This is a genomic window from Segatella copri, from assembly GCF_051861805.1.
Taxonomy (GTDB): Bacteria; Bacteroidota; Bacteroidia; order Bacteroidales; family Bacteroidaceae; genus Prevotella; species Prevotella copri_M.
The window spans coordinates 976,243-998,514 of sequence record NZ_CP146520.1 but is presented as its reverse complement, the minus strand read 5'-3'; the positions used below and the strand labels follow the sequence as shown (position 1 = coordinate 998,514).

Genomic DNA, 22,272 nt, shown 5'->3' with positions numbered 1-22,272 from the left:
ATTTATGGGTGCAAAGGAAACACTTTTCGGAGAAACAGCAGAAAAAAGTTCCAAATTCTGCAAACATTGAGTCATTTTGTATAAAGGATGATTCGCAAAAGTATAAGCCATATTCCGAAATATGCAAAGCTCTACACAGATTAGGCAGCTAACCATCATCGGTAAGCGTGGCAGAAGAGTGAACCTAGCCTTTCTGCCTGAAAGCAGAAGGCGTTACCCCTTTCATTTTCTTGAAGAACTTGGTGAGATGGGCCTGCGAAGAGAAGCCGAAGGTGTTGGCTATCTCCTGCACCGTATGCGTGGTGGTAGAGAGTTCGCGTTCTATCTCCTTCACGATGTATTCATCGATGATCGCCTTCGGCGTCTTGCCGGAAATGCGGCGGGTAACCTGCGCCAGATAGCGGCCACTCACATTCAGCTGGTCGGCATAGAAATGCACATCGCTATAGGTGCGGCAGAAGTTATTCACCTGCGAGATAAACTGGTTGTAAAGATCGGAACTCCTGCCCTGCAGATTACTCTCCCGAGCCAGTTCTATATTGATGAAATCCTGCGCCATCGCCAACGCCTCCTCCATCTTCTTGCCCTGGTTCAGATAGATGGCAAGGGCAGAAGAGAAGCGGTTGATGAGACCATGCGAATTGGCATTATCGAGGCGATAGATCCGGAGCCCCTGCTTCTCGGCAAGTTCCAGGAGCCGGGAGTTCTGAAGGATGATGTCACTCTCCTTCTTTCTTGCCACGACTACCGAACAGAGCGGCAGCAGACGGTATTTAATCTGGCTCACCACATCCTCGGTCATCAGCGCATCGCCCTGGCTCGACCAGATGGAAGGGGCGTAGATGATGTGGTCGGGACGATACTTGGTCAGGGCATCGATGAGCACATTCAGCGTCTCTACCTTACGAATCATTCCCACCTTCACAATGCGGGGCTGCATATCATTCATGATGGCTTCTATCTGACCGGAGACGATTTCGGCAGGAATATCGAAGAACTCCTGGATGCCCAGGGTGTTCTGCACGGTGATGCTGGTTATCGCCGAAACGGCATAACCGCCCAATTCGAATATCGTCTTGATATCCGCCTGCACACCCGAACCGCCGGTGCTGTCGGAACCGGTAATCGTTAATATTGGCAACATTTCGTTTGAACTTGAATGAATCTTTCTATCTCTTCATATATTCCGAAGGCGACATGCCGAACAACTTGGAGAAGCATTTCGAGAAGTAGCTGCTGTTGGAGAAGCCCACGGTGTACATCACCTCGGAAACGCTGAACTTGCCAGCCTTCAGCAGTTTAGCAGCCTTGCGCAATCGCATGTCACGAATCAGTTCTACAGGCGTCTGACCCGTAAGCATCTTCACCTTGCGATAGAGCTGCTTGTTACCCATGCCCATCTTCTCCTGAAGCATTGTTACGTTGAAGTTGGAATCTATCATGTTTTCATCTATCGCCTCTTTAATCTGATCAAGCAGGCGCTGATCCATTTCATCCAACTCTTCAACTTCCGGCTGCGGTCCATTAACCATCTGAACGACCATGGCACCCGGAGCATCATCCGACGAAACATCCACATCGAGCGTAGAACTTACCACATGGGATACCTCTTCGAAAGAACGATGCTCCACTGCCGACTTCAGGTCGTCGGCAAGGTTGGCATAGAACTCCATACGTGCCTTTACCTGCTCCAGAATCTCAGCCTTCTGCTTCTCAGCCTCCTGCAACTGCTTCTTCACGAAATGAGAGTTGATGATCCAGGCGAGGAAGACAATCAGCAGGGTGAGATAGAACAGCTTGCACCAGATGGTGAGATACCAAGGTGGAAGCACGGAGATATCGAGCGTATAAACCTCGTCGCCGATATTGCCCTCGCCATCCAGCACATGAACGGAGAGATGGTAATCGCCATACGACAAGCCATTGTATGAAATATCGAGATTGCCCTTGTCCAGATAGTGCCACTCGTGGTCGCTGCCCTCCAGGCGATAAGCATAGACGGCTGTAGGATGGTCGGCAAAAGGAAGGTCGGAGAGCTGAAGGGTGAAACTGTTCTCATCGCTCTTCAACACCAAGGTCTTCAAACCAACAGGCGATACGCCCGGCGTACCCTTGATGCTCTCGTCGAGCAACGCCTCCTGGGTCTGTCTGCCATTCACCACAATGCCAGCCAGCAGCAGCTGCGCCTTACCGTTCTTCGGCATGTCGAGGTCGGCACGGATAGAGACGAAGCCATCGTTGCCACCCATCACCACTTCGTGGTTCAGCTTGGAATAATAGATATTGTTAGGAGTAACCATCGGGATGATGAAGCGGAAGCTGTTGCCCTTAGGATCCAGCACGCAGCATGCGTTTCCGGCAGCCACCCAGATGTTTCCTTCCACATCACACATGGAAACCACCTTGTCGCCAATCTTCCATTCCTTGCTATCCACCTCCTTGCCCTTCATAGGCAGGTTCACCATGTAGCACTTGACGCTGGCGTTATATCCTACCCACACGTTGCCGTTGCCGGAAGCCATGAGATAGTTGATGGCGTCGTTGCCTCCGATATGGGCCACGCGCATGGTGTAAGGGTCGATGCGGTCGAGATGGTCATGGGAAGAAGCCCAGATCATTCCCTTGCCATCGAGCACCATCTGTCCGACATGCAAGCCCGAGAGGGCATTCTGTCCCTTGTCGGAAAAATGATAGTCTGCCACGCAGGTAGCCGTGCCCGAAGCTGCATGGGCGATGGCTGCCACCAGGCGCTGCTTCTCCATCACGAAGATGCCGCCCTGATAGGACGCCATCCAGATTCTGCCCTTTCTATCCTGAAGGATATCGTAGGCCCAGGCGGTGGAATACTTGCCGGTCTTATCATAGACGATGAAATTGAGCAACTGTCTGGTCGCCCTATCATAAAGGTTGATGCCGTGGTCTGTGCAGACCCACACATCACCATCCTGATCTTCATAAATCTTGCGCACACGGTTGTGGGCTAAAGGAGCCGCAGGATTGTTCTGCTTATACCATACCACATTCTGATAATCAGATACGGCACCCTGGGCACGCACGCCCTCGGTATAATGAATCAAGCCATTGGTACCACCCATCCACCATTCGCCATTACGGGTCTGGAGGATGGCATGCAGGAAGCTTCCCTCGCCGGAGAAGGTAATCTTATCGAGCGATGTGAAGCGATAGAAGGTATGGGTAGAGAGACGTGAAAGTCCGTTGTCGGTACCAATCCACACATTCTGCCATTTATCTACATAGCAAGCCCATACGATGTTGTTGGGGATGGTAGCCTCATTGCGGGAGTCGTGAACGAAATGCTCCAGACTATTGTTCATCGCCATGCGATAGAGACCATTGTCGGTACCGATATAGAGATTTCCATCCTGGTCTTCATCAATACATTTCACGGAGTTTCCGTTCAGCGCTTCTATCTTCGAAAAATTCTGCAGGCTACGGTCGGCGCAATAAAGAGCGCCCTCGGTACCTATCCAATAGCAATGGCGGATGGCATCGTAAGCCAGGGCATTGACCAAAGGCTGTGCGCCCGGGGTAAGAAGGATGGGACGGTTGTTGAGACGGAGTCCGGAGAGTGAACCCACGAGAAGTCCCTTCTGGGTATACAAGATGGCATACACATCCGGAGCGAAGGCTTTCTTTTTGTCCTTCATATCAATTACGCGCAGTTCCTTCAGTGCCTTTTTCTTGCTTTCATCTCCATAAGCCTCTGCATCAGGGGTAGAAACATAGGTTTCCTTCTTGGCATCAAACTGCAGGATGCCATTGCCCGTAGCCATATAGAGCATGCTGCCCTCGAAACCGAGTGCATTGATGCGTACATGATTAAAGGTGTGGGGAGCAAAATGGCGATAGTCATGATAGCCGTCATAACTGTAAAGTCCGTTATCGGTTCCAAGCCAGATGATGCCATTGGCATCCTGAGTAATCGCACTAACCGTCTGAGCACCATCAAGGGTGGTGTTGACGAATCTTTGCGCATGAAGCGCTAAGGTTACGAAGAGCATAGCTATCGCCATACCCATTCGGTTTATAGTTGTAGTTATCTTGTTCATGGCTGCAAAATTACACATTATTCATGATAATGCCAAACTTTCTTTGGGAAAAATTACAAATTCAGCGCCATTGAACTGAAAAATCCCCTAGGAGCAGAAGTTTCTACTCCTAGGGGATTCTACCTATTTAATAAGGAAGCCCTTACATTGCCTGAAGCGTCAATGTCTTCTCGATGTTGCGCTTGCCATCCTTCACGGTGAGGATGATGTCGCCCTTCTGCGCCTTGCTCTGTACAAGAATCACGAGTTTGCCTGAGAAGAGACGCATGTGTGGCTGAGTGAATGGTTCGAGCGATGTGGCATCGCCATTGCAGGCTGCCTTGAAGGTTCCGGCACCCGTTACCTCGAAGGTCAGCTCATCATCAGCGAGCGGACACTCATTGCCATCCTTATCCAGAAGGCTCACGGTAACAAAAGCGAGGTCTTTGCCATCGGCATTCAGCAGCACGTTGTGCTCGTCGGTGCAGCCTTCTACCATGCAGGCGATAGGCTCATGATCTGGAGTTTCCACACTGAACTTCATCTGCGCTGGTTCACCGGCTGTACGCTTCACGTCCTCGCCTACCTTGTCGCCATACTGGTTGTAGGTAACCACGCGAATCTCGCCCGGTTCATACTTCACGTTGTTCCAGCGGAGGCGATAGCGGTCCAGACGGCTTGACTTGTCCTTGCGCACTCTGCCCTGGCTCTTGCCATTCACGAAAAGCTCACCTTCCACACCATCGGTGTAGCAATATACAGGGGTAACCTGTCCTTCTCTACCCTTCCAGTTCCAGTGAGGAAGAAGATGGGTGGTATGCTGATGCTCGTTCCAGCGGGCACGATACATATAATATCGGTCCTTTGGAAGTCCGGCAAGGTCGCAGATACCGAAGTAGCTGCTGCGGCTTGGCCAGTAGGTATCGTATGGAGTCGGCTCGCCCAGATAGTCATAGCCCGTCCACACGAACTCTCCGATTACCCAACTGTAGTCATCCTGCATCTTCCAGTCATCATCCGGAAGATTACTCCAGGAGCAATACTCCGTGTCATAGCTGGAGCACTGACCGTCGGCGTATGGGTTGTTGTTGCTGGCACGCACCTGAACCGGGAACTTATACACGCCACGGGAGCTGACGGTAGATGCTGTCTCTGAACCCAGGAGGAATCCCTGAGGCAACTGCTCGATATTCTTATAATATTTATGTACGCGATAGTTGAAGCCCGGAACATCCATCACCTGGGCAAATCCACTCTTCAGGGCAGCCTCAGCCTTATCCATACCCTGGGTTACAGGGCGGGAAGGATCATACTGATGACAGATATCCTGCAGATGCTTGGCAATCTCCTTACCCTCCTTACTCCACTGCTCAGGAATCTCGTTACCGATGCTCCACATGATGATACTAGGATGGTTGCGGTGATGCTTCACCAGATTGGTCATATCCTTGTCGCTCCATTCCTTGAAGAACTTGGCGTAGCCATTCTTGCACTTAGGAAAAATCCACATATCGAAACTCTCTGCCATCACCATCATGCCGAGTGAATCGCAGATTTCCATCTGCATGGTAGAAGGCATGTTGTGGGCTGTACGGATGGCATCGCAACCCATCTCCTTCATCGTCTTGATCTGGCGGATGAGTGCCGCCTTGTTCTCTGCAGCTCCCAACGGACCGAGGTCGTGGTGCAGGCAGACACCCTTGATCTTGCGGGTGATGCCATTGAGCTGGAAACCATTATTCTTGGATACCGAGATGGTACGGATACCGGTCTTCAGCGTCTGGACATCAGCCACCTTCTTGCCTTCATATCGGGTTAACTTCACCTGATAGAGGTAAGGAGATTCCGGCGACCAGAGCTGAGGGTTCGATACCTTCAGGGTAGTCTTGATTTCAGGGGTTGCACCCTTAATGGTCTGCTCGGCTACCTTGGTACCAGCCTCATCCAGCAAAGCGATGACCGTCTTGCCCGACTTACCAATCTTTCCTTCCAGCAAGGCGTTCACCTCTACTTCGGCTTCCTGCTTATCTGCCTTCAGGGTACGGACGAAGGTATCCCAGGTAGAGAAGTTCTCGTTGCCGTAAAGTTCCACGGAAACCGGACGGTAAAGACCGCCGCCTGGATACCATCGGCTGCTTTCCTCTACATTATTAAGATGTACCTCTATCAAATTGCTCTTGCCAAACTGGATGAAAGGGGTAATGTCGATGCGGAAGGCATTGTAGCCGTAAGCCCACTTGCCAGCCTCCTTGCCATTCACGCAAACCACCGGCTGACTCATGGCACCATCGAAAACAAGGACGGCACGCTTGTAGCCCTTAGGAGCCGTCCATTTCATCTGATACATGCCCTCGCCTATCCAAGGCAGCGCACCCGAACGGCCCGACTTCTCTGTCTTTTCCTTTTCGCCATTCTGCTCAATGGCCACCATCTGCAAGTCCCACTTCTTATCAAAAGGACCCGAGATAGCCCAATCGTGAGGAACAGCTACCTGCTGCCACGCCTTGCCATCACGGGAGAAATCCCATGATGGCAGGTTGATAACCTTTCTGCTCTGCGCCTGGCACAGCGTAGTGAGTGCCAGGGCAAGAGTCATGAAAGTAATGCTTCTCTTGATCATATTGCTATTTAATATTCTTATTTATATGCATCGAATACGGCAGTTGGTTTGCCGCTGTTGTCGAAGGCTCCCTTGGTATATGCAGACCAACCCAGAGTGGTATAGTTGGCTGGCTTCCAGTTGTTGTAAACTTCTGGTTCCCAATAGAAGATACCCTCGCAGGTAGAGATTGCCTTGCAGCCATCCACCATTTTCTTCATCATTGGCGCAGCCTGATCGGAACCCCACCACATACCAATCTCAGAAACGATGACGTCCTTACCATACTTGGAAGAAAGAGTCTGAATGTTAGCGAGACAGCTCTCTGCATAACTCTTCCAGTTGTTGTCTTCAGGATAAAGAGACAATCCGATGACATCCCATTTACCACCATTGTTCTTCAGCTGGTCGTATAGCCAGGTAAGTCCACCAAGGTCTTCACCCTTATCTACATGCACCACCACCTTAGCCTCTGGATAAACAGCCTTTACAGCATCATATCCGGCATTGATGTAAGCGGCAAAATTAGCTACGTTTTTAGAGGCACGGCCAGTTACAGCCTTGGGCTCATCGCCTTCAGCATCATTCCAGAGCATTCCATCTCGGGTTTCATTGCCCACCTGCACCCACTCTACATTGGTTACACCTTGAGCCTTGAGGGCATTCAGGACATCAGAAGTATGGTCTGCCACAGCCTTCTTCATCTCTGAGAAAGAATAATTCCTCCAGGCAGCAGGAATGGTTTGGCTGCTAGGGTCAGCCCAGGTATCAGAATAATGGAAATCTATCATCAGGCGGAAGCCGAGCTGCTGCGCACGCCATGCCTTAGCTATAACATCATTCTTGCCACACCATCCACCAGCAGGATTTACCCACACACGGAGACGGATGGCATTGGTACCGAGGTCACGGAGAAGTGACATACACTCCTGCGCCTTTCCTGCCTGGGTATAAAACTTCACACCATCCTTCTCCATCTCTGTGAGCCAACTTACATCGGCTCCCTTGGCGAAGCCGCTCATATCGTATGTCTTCTCCTTTTCGGGAGTAGCATTATCTTCATTGCTGCAACTTGTGCCCGCGATAGAGAACAAAAGTGCTGAAGCCAGCAATATGGCTTTTCCTAAAATATTCTTCATTGTTCTTTGGGTTTATAGCTATCTTTACTTTATTCTAAAAACGCTTTTACGTATCAGATATTGCAAAGATTGCTGAATTATTTATTCATACTTCCAGGTCATGGCGTTGATGTCGGCAGTAACAGTAACCTCGCCGCCAGTTACAACGATTTGTTTCGGTTGCAAAAGTAGGAAATAGAACGCAAAGTGCTAGACAGATACTTGACAAATGAAAAGAAAAAACGGACAAGAAGACGGAATCTATCCGCTTTTGTCCGTTTTGTTATATTATAATGGAAGAAATACCTTTACCACACCCGACTTGTAAGCATCGAGAATGCTTGCCAATGCTGGCAATGGCTGCTGATGACCATTGGTTACTACGGTTTCATCTGGAATATCGAAGTGGATGTCGCCATGGTTCAATCGACCAGCGCCATAATAACCTTCTACGATGGCAGGTACATCGGCTGCATTATCGGCTGTATGTGCATACATCAAGCTTGAGTTGGTATCGAAGTTATTATAGGTAGTACCACCCACCAAAGTCTTCACACCGACTGGCACCTGATCGGATGCTTTGGCTACCTCGTAGGCATCGAAGCTGGTATTGTTGGATGCATAGGTAACGTAGCTGAATCCGCTTGGCTTATTGGCAAACACATTGCCATACGCCTTGATCATACCGCCATTCTCGCCAGAGAAGGTTCCTTTTGAACCCTTGGCATCAGTACCCTGCTGAGAACTCATGATTGGACGCTTCACGGCATCGAAGTAGTTTGACTCCATAAAGATATTAGAACCCGTTGTGGCTCCTACGCCATATACATCACAATGCTGATAGTAGTTATTGTACATGTGAACGGTCATGGTACGTACACGGGCATGACGGGAATCGGAATGGTCGAACCAGTTGTGGTGATAGGTAATCCAGTTTTCACCTGTCTCGCTCTTCATGCCACACATAGAAGACTTACCGTTATCCCAGAAATGGTTGTAAGCCACGGTCACATACTTAGAATTGCCCTTGATATCTACGGTTCCATCTCCCTTAGCCTGGTCGGCAGCGCTACCCTTTCTACCATAGAAAAGATCCAGGTGGTGAATCCAGATGTTTGAATTCTTTGTATCGAGCGACATTGCATCGTCGAGACAACGCATGATGGCGAAGTTACGGAACTCCACGCTCTTGGCATTTCTTACCAGGAAGCCGAAGCCATAGACGGTGGCATCATCACCCACGCCCTCGAAGGTCATGTTCATGGTAGAATAGCCAGCCTTACCCTTAATCTGCAAACCCTCGGCAGAACTTGAAATTCCATCCAGGTCAGCCAGGCTCACCTTGCCGATGATACGGAAAGCAATAGGAGTGGTATCATATCCCTTCTGGTAAGCATCGATGATTGCCTGCAAACCTTTCACGGTTTGCTTCTTGTTCTTGGCTCCGGTGATAACTTCTGTAGATACGGTCTTGGCTGTGCTTGCTGTGATATAGAGAATCTTGGCATCCGACTTCAATGTACCATCATTGTTGTAAGCACCAATTCCCTCGTAATTGAAATGAGCGAAGCCCTCACGGTTATAGTTCTTTACCAAGAGATTGGAAACCGTATTGGCACCAGCCATCTCCTTACCGGCAGCATCCACAGGAACCACCTTTACAGTATAGGAACCCGCCTTCAAGCCGAGCACATCGGCACGGAAATAAGAAGCATACTGACGAATCAGCTGTGCATCAATTTTCTTGCCATCTACATATACATTGTAAGAAGAAGCTCCCTCGAAAGGAGCCCACTTCAGATAAGCAGACTCCAGCCAGGCCTTTGCTTCCGTAATCTTCACAACGCCGGCAGGATTCTCCACACCTCCGTTCTCACCCTGCTCCACTCGCTTGGCAAAGTTGATTTCTCTGACAGAAGCATCATACTCATCGTTATCGCTTCCATCCTTCGGAGCGATGATAGCCTTGTCGCCTTCAAACTTCACACTGGCCAAATCGGCAGTATTGTAATATTTCACATCTCCCGCATTGGTGGTAACAAACATCTGGTTCACCTTGCTGTTACGAGCCACAGCATGATTCACCTTATCTGCATTTACCTGAGCCAACATGCTACCGGCACCTCCCAATAAGAGCGCCAAAGAGAATACCATTTTCTTCATTCTGAATTCCTCCTTCATTACTTTATGATTACTTTCTTACCATTCACGATATAAACGCCCTTAGACAATCCCTCTACGGAATTGCTCACCAACTGACCATTGAGGTTAAAAACCTTACCCTGCAATGCCTCCTTGAGCTGCTCCACCTGATGAATACCTGCGGATGTGCCATAAGTGAAAGAAAGCGATACGAGCGACATATCCATCGTATCAGAAGAGTTGTCAGCGTAGCTGAGCGTTACGTTGTCACCATCAAAGGTGATTTCTGTGATGGTCTTATCGATAACCTGACCATCTACCTTTACGGTTTGCTTGTTGTCTGCATACACGGCGGCAGAGAACATACAAGCCAATAGGATTAAGTACTTTTTCATCTTAAATGCTTGATTTTGACATGTTTTGTAAGACTTGCATTATAAAGAATGTCTTTTAAAAACAAAGAATATCTTTCTATGTATTTTGGGGGATGAAAGGCGAGCACTATTCACCAAGAACAATGCTCGCCAAAAAATAGAGTGTGTTAACTTATATCTAACCTATCCTTAATATCCTGGATTCTGCCAGAAGCCTGTGGTGCTGTTCACCTCTGTTGTGAAGTTCTGAACGGCATCAATCTCGTTCTGTGGAATTGGACGGTAGAGATAATGCTTGCTGCCATCCGCCTTCAAGTTGGCAGATGCCTGAGCATTGTACTTCTCTACATATTCATAAAGCTTTCCGGTACGCTTCAAGTCGAACCAACGCATCTGCTCACCGCAGAACTCAACGGCACGCTCCTCAAGGATGGTGTCGATAGTGGCGTTGCCGCTCAGAGTATTGTCGGTGCCTTCGATGGCACGAGCCTGACGAAGCTGGTTGATGGTTGCCATGGCAGCATTGCCGTCACCCAAAGCCAACTGGCACTCTGCCTTGATGAGATACATCTCAGGGATACGCATCACGATGGCATCACGGCTAGAGATGTCGTTGGTTGGGTAATTCTCATCATACTCGTTATCCAGGAACTTCTTGATACCTGGGAATGAGCACCATCCAGCAATCTTGTATGAATTGAAACGTTCGTCACCATAAACCCTAGAGCTCTTGACTGCTGCCTCTGTTGGCTTGGCTGTAGCCTCATCCATAGAGGTATAAACAGGGATGTCGCCACCAGCCATAAACTGGATGCGGTATCTGTCCTTAGCCCAAGCCTGCATAGCCTGACCCTCTGGAGAATCTCCATCCATAGGACAGTAGTAGATGGCTGTATCCTGCAACAACGGATAATTCTTTGCATTCTTTGCCAAATCTGGAGATGCGATGTCGTAGTGATCGAGCAGGGTTGCCTCAGAACGCTGGTCGGTAGCCTTATGCTTCTCCAACAGGTTCCACAAGTGCAAAGATGGCAAGTAGCGGGTAAAGCCACGTCCGTATGGTGAGTAAGCTGCACCGCACTCTACGTTCTTGCCGGTTGACTTACTCTTGATAGTAGTCTTGCCCTTGGCAATACGCCAGAACACCTGGTAGTCTTTCTGACCATTACCACCCAGGTCGGTGGCACCATTGTTCCACATTGATACGAACATCAGCAGCATGGCATTACCACCACGACTATAACCTGTACGGGTAATCAAACTGTTATACTGCATTGGGCTACCGCCTTCCAAACGGTAACGGTAAGGAATACAGTTGGCATTGGTAGCGATGTCCTGAGAATATGTTACACCGAAGAGAGCCTCCTTGTTGGTATTGTAGCTCTCGTTAGACATGGTCCATACATGCTTGTAGTCATTATCCAGGCTGGCATAATCGCTTGCACCGATAACAGCCTCAGCATCAGCCTGTGCTGCAGTATAGAGGGCATTCTTGTCCTTGCCACCGTAGTTACCTCCCTTTACGGTCTGGTTCAACTGTCCGCCCAACCATGAAGCAGCATAGAGCAACACTCTTGCTCTCAAAGCCTTGGCAGCCCAATAGTTGGCACGGCCATCTGCCTTGGTCTTGTAACCAGCAGCCTCAAAGTTGGCGATAGATGCATCCAGATCGTCCAGAATCTTGCCATAGACTTCATTCTCCGGCATACGGGTTGGATTGAAGTTCTGAGCTGTGACAGGCTCGGCATTGTAAGGGATAGCACCCCAGATGTTCACCATGTGGAAATAGTAGAAAGCACGCATGAAGTGCGCCTCACCCAGGTTGCGGTTCTTCTCCTCGTCGCCCAGGAAGGTAGCCTCGTTGATATACTTGAGTGCATTATTGCAAACATCAGTAGCGCTATAGAACAACTCCCAGTAATGGTCCAGACAAGGGTTGTCGGCTACATTGTTCTCCAAGGCAGCAGCACCAAAGTTGTAAGAGCAAAGGCTCTTCTGCTTATTGTCGTAGCCATAGTAAAAGAGGTCGGTACCCATTTCACTCAAGCCCAAACCAGCCTCCTTACCATACCATCCACGAGCGAAGGTATAGCAGTTGGCAACCAGTCCTTCCAATCCAGAAGGGGTTTTATATGTCAAGTCGGCAGTTTCGCCCACCTTGTTCTCTTCTTCCAGGAAATCAGAGCAAGAGGTAAGCCCCAACATCATAGATGAGGCTGCTGCCATGAATAATATCTTTGTTTTCATAATTGATTCGATGATTTTAGAATTCTACATTAAGACCTACTACTACCTGCTTCTGCATTGGGAACGAGATGCTACCACCACGCTCTGGGTCGTAGTTGTCAATCTTGCTCCATGTCATGAAGTTCTTCATTGAGCAGTAGATGCGAGCCTTGCTCATGCCCACGGTGTGCAACCAGTTGGCTGGCACGTTGTAAGAGAGGGTGATATCCTTGATCTTGAAGTAATCTGCCTTCTCGTATGTGAACGCACTCTTGTAGGATGACCAGATCTTGCTGGCATTTGAATCCAAACCTGGGCTAGGGAACTTAGCGCCCGGATTGGTTGGTGTCCAGTAGTCGATGGCGTCACCCCAGTTTGCTGACTCATAGTTCAACTGCTCATTCATGGCGTAAGAGATGTAACCTCCCAAACGTGCCATCAACTGCACAGAGAGCGAGAAGTCCTTGTAGCTGAAGGTGTTGGTCATACCAAACACATGATTAGGGTCGCGGTTGTAGAGTACACGGTCGTCAGATGTGATATTGCCATCGTTATCTGCATCCAAAATCTTTGGAGAACCTGGTGTACCATAGCCCTTTGTACCTGTGCAACCTGGCTTCTTTCCGTCGTGAGCTGCCTTGAAGTCCTCTACATACTGGTCAAACTCTCCGATACCCCACTCTCCGAGTACCTTGTAATCATAGAATGCGTTTACACGATTGCCTACGAACAGGCCCTTGGTTCCTGATACATACTTATCTACACCACCTGTCAACTCGGTAATCTCATCCTTGAAGTGAGAGTATGACCAGTTGGCTGTCCAGTCGAAGTCCTTGGTACGGATGATGTCTGTCATCAAAGAAACTTCAAGACCCTGACCCTTGGTCTTACCGATGTTGTCGATTACGGTTGGGAAAGAAGAAGCTGGTGCTGTCTTGTAGAACAACAGGTCGTAGGTATGGTTCCAATAATAATCCACGCTACCACTGATGCGACCGTCGAAGAAACCGAAGTCGAGACCCAGGTTGAAGGAAGATGTCTTCTCCCAAGTCAGGTTAGAGTTACCCATCTGACTAGGAATCTTACCAGCCACGTCGTTGTTACCTAAATAATAATAATAGGTAGTACTGCTCAAGGATGCCAATGTAGAATAAGCATCGATGGCTGCGTTACCGGAAACACCCCATGAAGCACGGAGCTTCAGGTTGCTCAATACCTTCTGGTCTTTCAGCCAATTTTCTTCGATTAATCTCCAACCTGCTGCCACAGATGGGAAATAACCCCACTTGTGTCCCTTTGCCAAGGTAGAAGAACCATCGGCACGGAGAGAAGCGGTAAGCAAGTACTTGCTGGCGTATGAATAATTCAGACGACCGAAGAATGACAACATGGCTGTCTTCACGTATGTAGAAGTTGTCACAGGTGAGAGGATCTTGGAAAGATCGCGGAAACCACTCTCATAGTAGTGGGTAGCACCGGCATCACCGCCTACAGTAGAACTTTCTGTTACGGTCTGTGTCAACTCATGTCCCAGCAAAGCGGTCAAGTCATGCTTCTCTGCGATGGTGGTATTATAGTTGATGGTATTGTCCCATGTAATCGCAGTAGAGTTATTTCTGATCTGACGGATGTAGCTGGTAGAAGGTGACTGGTATCTCTGCTGACTCTGATAGTCCTGGTACAAGCCATTTCGTGAGTCGCTTCTATCCACGGCAAACATTGAGCGGAGATTCAAGCCCTTGATAGGGTTCAACTCCACATAGGCATTACCGAAGAAACGGGTAGATTCGGTATTGTTCTGATATGCTCCCTCCACATCATCGAGCAATGGAGAACAATGAGCTGCATACCAAGGGTTTGGAGTTGAGTTGATGCTGCCATCAGTCAAATAAGGATGAGTGATGGTAGTCATCTTCAACGCCTGGTTGTAAACACCTGAGTTACGGCGGTTCCAATTCTTATAGGTATAAAGCAAGCTTGAGCCTACCTTTACTACCTTGTTGATACGATGGTCGATGTTCACCTTACCATTGTAACGGCTCATCTGGTCGTTCTTCATCAGACCGCGGTCGTACATCGCACCGAGAGAAACATTGAAGTTGGTCTTCTCGCTACCACCAGCCACGTTGACTTCGTAGTTCTGAGAAGTGCTGTTCTTCAGGAGCAAGTCGCCCCAGTCGGTGTAAGAACCATCATTATAGATATCCAATGTAGCTGTACCATCGTCGAGCTTTTCTGTCAACACAGTCTCAGGAGTAATACCAGAAAGTACGGTATTATAGGCATCCAGAGTCTTGTCGCCCTTTGCCCAATCCTGGTAAGCGCGCTTGTCAATCAGACGCTGCACCTCCTTATTGCCATACATAGAATGTGCGGCATTGGTAGCGCTATTGAAAGAGTTGTAGAAATTGAAGCCCACAGATGTTCTGCCAGCCTTACCACGCTTGGTGGTGATGATGATGACACCATTGGCACCACGGGTACCATAGATAGCGGTAGAAGATGCATCCTTCAATACCTCCATAGACTCAATGTCGGATGGGTTGATGTCGAGGGTAGAACCGTATGCCACACCATCCACGAGAATCAACGGATTATTGGAAGCCAACATAGAACGGGCACCACGAAGATTGATGCTCACTCCAGAACCAGACTCACCACTGCTCTGCTGCAAGTCCATGCCAGGAATCTTTGCCTGCATCGCCTGCATCGCATTAGAAGAAGCTACATTCTTCAAGTCATCAGACTTGATAGAAGCCACGGAACCCGTGAGGTCGCGTTTCTTAACGACACCATAACCGATGACAACCAACTCATCCAGAGAGTTGTTATCCTCTTCCATTACAACAGAAATAGTGTTCTGACTACCTACCTTCACCGACTTTTCCTTATATCCAATATAAGAAAACTTAATGACGGTAGATGGCTTGACGCCATTGAGCGTAAAATTACCATCCAGATCAGTAACTGATCCAGCACCAGCAGCTCCATCAGGAACTACACTTACACCAATCATAGGTTCACCATTAGAGTCCTTGACGGTACCCTTAATTGTTGCCTGGGCGAAAGCGCCAATGCAAATAGAACCCAACGCAAGTGCCATACTTGCTCTTTTTAGTTGTTGTTGCATAAACATCTCGTTTTAGCTTGGTTATTATTGTTTCTAAGTTGAAATTCTCTTATAGGTTTCTATAAATAATCAGATAAAATATCTTGGTTATTACAGATACTTTTACTTTCTACAATGCAAAAATAAGAAAAATAGTTTAATGTTGTTCCTTTATCGTATGAAAAAGACACGTAAACGTTTACGGATTATAACAAACAAAAAGCCGAACTTCATTTCTGAAATTCGGCTTTTTGAAGTGGTACCACCAGGAATCGAACCGGGGACACAAGGATTTTCAGTCCTTTGCTCTACCAACTGAGCTATGGCACCATACTCTTTGCAGATGATTTCTCATTTGCGGGTGCAAAGGTAGTAATAAAAATCGGTTCCACCAAATTTTTCGGTGAAAAAGTTTGCAAAAAAGATAAAAAAGTGCTTTTTTATTTGGTTTTATGCAATTTTTGGTGTACCTTTGCATCGTCTTTATGACCATAGGTGCCAAAACATCGGGATTTAGCGCAGTTGGTAGCGCACGTCGTTCGGGACGATGAGGTCGCTGGTTCGAGTCCAGTAATCCCGACTATTCACCAAAAAGTGGGACTTATGAACATAAAAGACCTATTTTACCTCTCCAAGAATGACCGACAAGCCGTCTTCGCCTTGCTAGCCATTCTCATCGTATGCCTTTCTCTTGTGGTCGTCATCGGAGGTTCCGATGACGGAAAAGATGCGTCAGCATCCAGAGACATCAACGGGCAACCGATCACTCTACGTGATTCCTCCCAACAGGCTCTCATCCAACAAGCCACCTCCCAGCATCCCCTGTATTATCAGGAAGAAGGAAAGGTGCACGAACTCTTTCCCTTTGACCCGAACACTGCCGATTCTACAACCTTCAAGCGCCTGGGTTTGAAGAGCTGGCAAATCAGAAGCATCTACCGATACCGAGAGAAAGGAGGAGCCTTCTCACGTCCATCCGACTTTGCCCGCGTTTATGGCATCACCAAGAGAACCTTCGAAGCCCTGCTCCCCTTCATCCGAATAGCAGATGATTTCAAGCAAGCCTCCGAGTTTTACGGAAATGAAAGATATGAGCGCAGGGAAAGAAGACATACACCTTATTATAATAGGGGGTATGATGAAAGGGAATCCAAGGTATACAATTATCCCCACAAGTTAAAGACGGGCGAACACATCGCCATCAACAATGCCGACACCACGGAACTGATGAAGATTCCAGGCATCGGCAGCTACTATGCACGCACCATCGTAAGATACAGAGATAAACTTGGAGGCTTCGCTTCTGCCGAGCAACTGGAAGAAATCGACGGTTTCCCGGAAGCTGCCATCAGTTTCATCCAGATTGATGCCGAACACATCCACCGGCTCAACATCAACAAGCTTACCCTCAACCAGCTTCGCAATCATCCTTACATCAACTTCTATCAGGCTAAGGAAATCTGCGATTACCGAAGACAAAGAGGTCCTATCAAAAGTCTGGAAGAGTTGAAACTCCTCAAGGATTTCCCACCCGATGAAATAGAAAGGCTCCAACCTTATGTCTGCTTCTAAAATCTTCTAGATTACTCCAAACTGATGGAGGAAGATAAGGAGGATGCAGATAGGACTGACGAAACGGATCATAAAGAGGAAGACAGGGAATAACCTGCCACTCACCGTACCCCAGTTGGTAAACTCATCACGCACAATCTTCTTCGGAACATACCAGCCCAGGAAGAGACAGGTGACGATGGATGCCAGCGGCATCAGCAGCTGCGCCGTGAAGTTATCACAATTGGTAAGGAAATCCTTGCCGAAGAAGCCCAATCCCGGAACTGCTCCCTGGGAAAGGGAACAGAATACGGCTATGATGCTGCAGGTGATGGTCTCTATCCACGCACCCTTGGAACGGGTCATCTTGCGTTCCTCATAAATCATCGCCGTACCAATCTCGTGCATGGAGATGGTAGAAGTGAGCGCCGCCAATACCAACAGAGCATAGAACAATACCGAGATGATGTAACCTGCCACAGGCATATCACCAAACGCCTGCTGGAACACATTAGGCAAAGTGATGAAGATAAGCGACGGACCGCTATCCGGCTGCACGCCCACCGAGAAAGCTGCCGGGAAAATCATCAATCCTGCCAATACAGCAATCACGGTATCTATCACCACAATCTGACTGGCAGATTTCAGGAGATTAGTCTGGCGACTGAAGTAAGATGCGTATGTACACAGACAGGCTGTTCCCAGACTCAGAGAGAAGAATGCCTGTCCCAAAGCTTCGAGCAGCACGTTCTCATCCACCTTAGAGAAATCAGGATGGAAGAGGAACTGCACACCCTTCATCGCTCCCGGCAAAGAGCAGGAGGCAATGACGATGACGATGAGCAGGATGAAAAGCAGCGGCATCAGAATCTTGGATGCCTTCTCGATTCCATTGCGGACACCTCTTACTACCACCGCATGGGTAAGCAGGATGAAGCCCACCGCCCATAAGGTAGGACGAATAGGATCGGAGGAGAAGGTCTGGAAGTAGGTCTTCACATACTCCGGGTCGCCATGAACGCCACCCATGATGCTGGCATACAGATATTGCAGACACCAGCCTGCCACTACGGCGTAGAAACCCAGGATAATCATGGAGGTGATGACACCCACCAGTCCCACGGTTCCCCAAGCCTTATGCTTACCCAGGTTGCTATAAGCTCGTGCTGCATTGGAAGCCGAATGGCGACCAATGATAAACTCGCTCATCATGCCAGGCAAACCCAGCAGGATGATACACACCAGGTAGATAAGGATGAAGGCAGCACCTCCATTCTGACCTGCCATATAAGGAAAGCGCCAAACATTTCCCAAACCTACTGCAGAACCTGCCGTGGCGAGAATGACGCCCAACTTACTTCCGAAATTTCCTCTACTCTCCATTGTTTCTTATATTTTTATGCTTTTGCCTTTACAGGGCGCATGACTAATTGCTATTGATTCCCAGGGCGCCGTCCTGGGCGAAATGCTTATCCGAACACACCAAACTGGTTTAGGAATACCAGGAAGATGAGAACAGGGCAAACGAACTTGATCAGGAAGAGATAGACATGGAATACCTGTCCCTTCAAGGTTCCCCAGTTAGTAAACTCATCCTTCACCACCTTCTTCGGAACATACCAGCCCAGGAACAAACAGGTGAGAAGACCTCCCGTAGGAAGGAACAACTGTCCCGTTACGAAGTCGAACCAATCGAATAAAGTCTTGCCGCCGAACGACAGTTTATCCGTAGCTCCCAAAGAGAGTGAACAGAATGCACCGATGATGGCACAAGATACCGTAACAATCATGGCACCCTTCTTTCTGTCGATCTTCAACTCCTCATAGAAGAAAGAAGTATTCACCTCGTGGAGCGACATCAGCGATGTCAACGCAGCCACAGAAAGAAGCACGTAGAACATCAGCGAGATAATCCATCCCAATACTGGCATCGATGCAAACGCCTCGTTGAAGACATTCGGCAAGGTGATGAAGATAAGCGACGGACCACTATCCGGAGAGATACCCACCGAGAAAGCTGCAGGGAAAATCATCAATCCTGCCAATACCGCTACCATCAAGTCGATGGCAGAAATCTGAATCGCCGATTTCAGAAGATTGGTCTGTCGGCTGAAATAAGATGCATACGTACAGATACAACCCATACCGATGCTCATGGAATAGAACGACTGTCCCAAAGCATTGAGGAATACATTCCTATCCACCTTTCCGAAATCAGGTTTCAGCAGGAACTCGATACCCTTTCCCGCATCCGGCAACAGACAGGAAGACACCACGATAATGAGAAGCAGGATGAACAGAAGCGGCATCATCACCTTGGATGCCTTCTCGATTCCTCCGCGTACACCATGTATAATCACAAAGTGACAAATCAGGAAGATTGCCACCGTCCACATCACCGGACGGATAGGATCGACAGAAAACTCCTTGAAGTAATTAGCCACGAAGGTTGGGTCGCCATGCAGTTCGCCCATGATGCTGGCATATACATACTGCAGGCACCAGCCCGAAACCACCGCATAGTAACCGGTAATCAGGAAGCCCGTGAGCACCTCCAGGTAGCCTACCCACTTCCAAGCCGTTCCATTGGCGAGCTTGGTATAGGCACGTGCCGTATTGGAAGCACCATGACGGCCGATGATAAACTCCGAAACCATACAAGGGATGCCCAACAGGAGTACGCATCCGATGTAAACCAAGATAAAGGCTGCGCCACCTTCCTGACCAGCCATATAAGGGAAGCGCCATACGTTACCCAAACCTACGGCGCCACCTGCAGTAGCAAGGATCATTCCTATCTTGCTACCAAAACTTCCTCTATTTGATTCTGCCATTTTCTATTTCTTTCTTACTAATTTCATTAACTTTTCGTATAACATTCTGCAAAATTATAAAATATTTCTGAAATAATAGAAATATTTGAAAGTAAAAGCATAAAATTAGTAATATTTATGCATTTTAGCATGCTTTTTCGCATAAAAAAGGCAGTTTATTCACTTTTTCTATCGATATTCCTCAGGCAAGGTATCACACCACTGCGAGAAAGGATTGCCCAGAAGATGAGAATTATAGAAACGCTTGTCGCCCGTTACCTCCATACCGATGAAGTCGGGTTTCTCATAGGCTTCGCTCTCGTTTTCCAGTTCCACCTCAGCCATTACCAGCCCCTCATTGTCGCCATAAAACTCATCCACCTCGAAGGTATGATTACCACTTTTCACCAGATAGCGGCGCTTATCGATAACGCCACCCTGGCAAAGCTGCAGCAGATGCTGCGCCTCGTCCAGCGTAATCTCCTTCTCAAACTCATAGCGGGTCATTCCGCCATTCACCGACTTGCCCTTAATGGTAAGGTAAGCCTTCTCGTCCCGTGTGCGCACGCGCACCGTAGCCCCCTCGGCAGGAATATAGCCCTGCTGGATATGGCTAGAAGAAAAGGCGGCGCTCTTGTAAGCGTCGCCCTTCTTGACGAGGAATTTTCTTTCTATTTCTAATCCACTCATAGTTTTATATTCAAGTTTCGCAAGTGAGTTCCACACGCCCTGAAAGGGCAGAAGCTCCTAGCCCAGGGCAGCGCCCTGGGTAATTACGGACGCAAACCTGTCGCCCTGTAAGGGCAAAAGCTTTAAAACTCCAGGCAAAACATAAAGCTTTTGCCCTTACAGGGCGTCTTACTGATTGCCATTATACCCAGGGCGATGCCCTGGGCTAGGAGCTTCTGCCCTTTCAGGGCGTGCTGCTTCTGGAGCTTTTGGGCCTTCAGCCCGTACTTGAACCACATGCAAAGTTCAGTTTTATACTAAACTTGTTGCATAGAAAGCGAATAGCATACCAAGGACTATCAATCCTATAAATATCCACTTGATTACTTTCTCGCCTTTTGCAGCCTGTTTCTTCTGATAAGCCTCATGTTTGGCTCTTCTTAAGTCTTTATTTCCACTCATAGTCGTATATTTTTTAGATTATTATTGTTGTTCGTCATCATTCGTAGGGAATTCCATGAGATAAGCCTTGATGAAGTCGTCTATCTTGCCATCCATCACGCCATCCACATCCGATGTCTGATAGTTGGTACGATGGTCTTTCACACGGCGGTCGTCGAAGACGTAACTTCTTATCTGGCTTCCCCACTCTATCTTCTTCTTGCCAGCCTCAATCTTAGCCTTGGCTTCCAGGCGCTTCTTCATGGCGCGGTCGTAGAGTTGACTCTTCAAGAGCAACAATGCCTTGGCACGGTTCTTTGGCTGGTCGCGGGTCTCGGTGTTCTCGATGAGGATTTCCTCTTCCTCACCCGTATCAGGATCTGTGTACCAATAGCGGAGGCGCACTCCCGACTCCACCTTGTTCACGTTCTGACCACCGGCACCACTCGAACGGAAAGTATCCCACGAGAGTTTGGCTGGATCAACATACACCTCGATGGTTTCATCCACCAATGGGGTGACGAAGACGCTGGCAAAACTGGTCATTCGCTTGCCCTGGGCATTGAAAGGCGATACACGCACCAGACGGTGAACGCCATTCTCGCTCTTCAGATAGCCATAGGCGTACTCGCCGCCCTCGATGGTCATGGTCACGCTCTTGATGCCAGCCTCATCACCTTCCTGCATATCGGTGATAGTTACCTTGTAGCCGTGAGCCTCAGCCCAGCGCATGTACATACGCATCAGCATCTGTGCCCAATCCTGGCTCTCGGTGCCACCGGCACCCGAGTTAATCTTCAGCACGCAGTCCATCGGGTCTTCCTTTTGGCGCAGCATGTTCTTCAGTTCCAGGTCTTCTATGGCCTTGATGGCCTTGGTATAGTCGGCATCCACCTCCTCCTCGGTCACCATCTCGTCTTTATAGAAATCGAAGGCAAGCTTCAGCTCGTCGGCATAAAGACGCACGGTCTTGTAGCCATCGAGCCATTTCTGTATGCCCTTCACCTTCTTCATCTGCTCCTGTGCATACTTCGGGTCTTCCCAGAAGTCAGGAGCCTGCGTGCGGAGCTGCTCCTCTTCAAATTCTACTTTCTTCTGGTCTATATTCAGATAGCGATGCAGAGCGTCGGCTCTGTCCATCACATCCTTCAATTGGTCAGCTGTAATCATTAACTTTGAAC

Annotated in this window: 14 protein-coding genes and 2 tRNA genes; 2 read left to right on the top strand and 14 right to left on the bottom strand. The window is 48.6% G+C overall.

The window, feature by feature from the left end:
* Positions 1-184: 184 nt before the first annotated feature.
* The 9 genes from V8Z93_RS03740 to V8Z93_RS03700 all read right to left on the bottom strand — a co-directional run bounded on the left by V8Z93_RS03740 (position 185) and on the right by V8Z93_RS03700 (position 15,947).
* Positions 185-1,144, bottom strand: a complete 960-nt coding sequence (locus V8Z93_RS03740) for a bifunctional hydroxymethylpyrimidine kinase/phosphomethylpyrimidine kinase (protein WP_439432444.1) — start codon at positions 1,142-1,144, stop codon at positions 185-187.
* A gap of 25 nt (positions 1,145-1,169) precedes the next feature.
* Positions 1,170-4,070, bottom strand: coding sequence for a two-component regulator propeller domain-containing protein (locus tag V8Z93_RS03735; RefSeq protein ID WP_439432443.1), 2,901 nt, complete (start codon positions 4,068-4,070; stop codon positions 1,170-1,172).
* A gap of 142 nt (positions 4,071-4,212) precedes the next feature.
* Positions 4,213-6,669: a glycoside hydrolase family 2 TIM barrel-domain containing protein gene (locus V8Z93_RS03730; RefSeq protein WP_439432442.1), complete on the bottom strand. Its 2,457-nt coding sequence runs from the start codon at positions 6,667-6,669 to the stop codon at positions 4,213-4,215.
* A 17-nt stretch (positions 6,670-6,686) separates the two neighbouring features.
* On the bottom strand, positions 6,687-7,787 hold the full coding sequence (locus tag V8Z93_RS03725; protein ID WP_439432441.1) for a glycoside hydrolase family 53 protein: 1,101 nt from the start codon (positions 7,785-7,787) through the stop codon (positions 6,687-6,689).
* Positions 7,788-8,054: 267 nt separating this feature from the next.
* Positions 8,055-9,947: a pectate lyase family protein gene (locus V8Z93_RS03720; protein ID WP_439432440.1), complete on the bottom strand. Its 1,893-nt coding sequence runs from the start codon at positions 9,945-9,947 to the stop codon at positions 8,055-8,057.
* Positions 9,947-10,303 carry a subtilase gene (locus tag V8Z93_RS03715; RefSeq protein ID WP_439432439.1) on the bottom strand — a complete coding sequence of 119 codons (357 nt, stop codon included), beginning with the start codon at positions 10,301-10,303 and terminating at the stop codon, positions 9,947-9,949. The genes V8Z93_RS03720 and V8Z93_RS03715 overlap by 1 nt, the downstream gene beginning before the upstream one ends.
* A 168-nt stretch (positions 10,304-10,471) precedes the next feature.
* The gene (locus V8Z93_RS03710) at positions 10,472-12,529 is read right to left on the bottom strand and encodes a RagB/SusD family nutrient uptake outer membrane protein (protein WP_439432438.1); all 2,058 of its coding nucleotides are present in this window, start codon (positions 12,527-12,529) and stop codon (positions 10,472-10,474) included.
* Between the two features lie 16 nt (positions 12,530-12,545).
* Positions 12,546-15,638 carry a SusC/RagA family TonB-linked outer membrane protein gene (locus V8Z93_RS03705; RefSeq protein ID WP_439432437.1) on the bottom strand — a complete coding sequence of 1,031 codons (3,093 nt, stop codon included), beginning with the start codon at positions 15,636-15,638 and terminating at the stop codon, positions 12,546-12,548.
* Between the two features lie 236 nt (positions 15,639-15,874).
* A tRNA-Phe gene (locus V8Z93_RS03700) sits at positions 15,875-15,947 on the bottom strand.
* A gap of 177 nt (positions 15,948-16,124) precedes the next feature.
* Between V8Z93_RS03700 and V8Z93_RS03695 the strand changes: the two genes are divergently transcribed.
* Both V8Z93_RS03695 and V8Z93_RS03690 read left to right on the top strand, forming a co-directional pair.
* Positions 16,125-16,197 (top strand) — tRNA-Pro (locus V8Z93_RS03695).
* A gap of 23 nt (positions 16,198-16,220) precedes the next feature.
* Entirely contained in the window at positions 16,221-17,189 is a 969-nt protein-coding gene (locus V8Z93_RS03690; protein WP_439432436.1) for a helix-hairpin-helix domain-containing protein, read from the top strand.
* Positions 17,190-17,195: 6 nt separating this feature from the next.
* Here the strand turns inward: V8Z93_RS03690 and V8Z93_RS03685 are convergent, their stop codons facing one another.
* The 5 genes from V8Z93_RS03685 to prfB all read right to left on the bottom strand — a co-directional run bounded on the left by V8Z93_RS03685 (position 17,196) and on the right by prfB (position 22,261).
* A complete protein-coding gene (locus V8Z93_RS03685; protein WP_439432435.1) occupies positions 17,196-18,551 on the bottom strand; it encodes a sodium-dependent transporter in 1,356 nt (451 codons plus the stop codon).
* Between the two features lie 86 nt (positions 18,552-18,637).
* Positions 18,638-20,002 carry a sodium-dependent transporter gene (locus V8Z93_RS03680; protein ID WP_439432434.1) on the bottom strand — a complete coding sequence of 455 codons (1,365 nt, stop codon included), beginning with the start codon at positions 20,000-20,002 and terminating at the stop codon, positions 18,638-18,640.
* A 168-nt stretch (positions 20,003-20,170) separates the two neighbouring features.
* Positions 20,171-20,671, bottom strand: coding sequence for a CYTH domain-containing protein (locus V8Z93_RS03675; protein WP_439432433.1), 501 nt, complete (start codon positions 20,669-20,671; stop codon positions 20,171-20,173).
* A gap of 291 nt (positions 20,672-20,962) precedes the next feature.
* The gene (locus V8Z93_RS03670) at positions 20,963-21,112 is read right to left on the bottom strand and encodes a hypothetical protein (protein ID WP_217744973.1); all 150 of its coding nucleotides are present in this window, start codon (positions 21,110-21,112) and stop codon (positions 20,963-20,965) included.
* A 21-nt stretch (positions 21,113-21,133) separates the two neighbouring features.
* A complete protein-coding gene (gene prfB, locus V8Z93_RS03665; RefSeq protein ID WP_439432432.1) occupies positions 21,134-22,261 on the bottom strand; it encodes a peptide chain release factor 2 in 1,128 nt (375 codons plus the stop codon).
* Between the last annotated feature and the right edge of the window lie 11 nt (positions 22,262-22,272).

Bases quoted from the DNA above. Each gene is read 5' to 3' on its own strand.
- V8Z93_RS03710 (WP_439432438.1), bottom strand. From the start codon at position 12,529: ATGAAAACAAAGATATTATTCATGGCAGCAGCCTCATCTATGATGTTG.
- V8Z93_RS03730 (WP_439432442.1), bottom strand. From the start codon at position 6,669: ATGATCAAGAGAAGCATTACTTTCATGACTCTTGCCCTGGCACTCACT.
- V8Z93_RS03740 (WP_439432444.1), bottom strand. From the start codon at position 1,144: ATGTTGCCAATATTAACGATTACCGGTTCCGACAGCACCGGCGGTTCG.
- V8Z93_RS03675 (WP_439432433.1), bottom strand. From the start codon at position 20,671: ATGAGTGGATTAGAAATAGAAAGAAAATTCCTCGTCAAGAAGGGCGAC.
- V8Z93_RS03680 (WP_439432434.1), bottom strand. From the start codon at position 20,002: ATGGCAGAATCAAATAGAGGAAGTTTTGGTAGCAAGATAGGAATGATC.
- V8Z93_RS03670 (WP_217744973.1), bottom strand. From the start codon at position 21,112: ATGAGTGGAAATAAAGACTTAAGAAGAGCCAAACATGAGGCTTATCAG.
- V8Z93_RS03715 (WP_439432439.1), bottom strand. From the start codon at position 10,303: ATGAAAAAGTACTTAATCCTATTGGCTTGTATGTTCTCTGCCGCCGTG.
- V8Z93_RS03725 (WP_439432441.1), bottom strand. From the start codon at position 7,787: ATGAAGAATATTTTAGGAAAAGCCATATTGCTGGCTTCAGCACTTTTG.
- prfB (WP_439432432.1), bottom strand. From the start codon at position 22,261: ATGATTACAGCTGACCAATTGAAGGATGTGATGGACAGAGCCGACGCT.
- V8Z93_RS03705 (WP_439432437.1), bottom strand. From the start codon at position 15,638: ATGCAACAACAACTAAAAAGAGCAAGTATGGCACTTGCGTTGGGTTCT.
- V8Z93_RS03735 (WP_439432443.1), bottom strand. From the start codon at position 4,070: ATGAACAAGATAACTACAACTATAAACCGAATGGGTATGGCGATAGCT.
- V8Z93_RS03690 (WP_439432436.1), top strand. From the start codon at position 16,221: ATGAACATAAAAGACCTATTTTACCTCTCCAAGAATGACCGACAAGCC.
- V8Z93_RS03720 (WP_439432440.1), bottom strand. From the start codon at position 9,947: ATGAAGGAGGAATTCAGAATGAAGAAAATGGTATTCTCTTTGGCGCTC.
- V8Z93_RS03685 (WP_439432435.1), bottom strand. From the start codon at position 18,551: ATGGAGAGTAGAGGAAATTTCGGAAGTAAGTTGGGCGTCATTCTCGCC.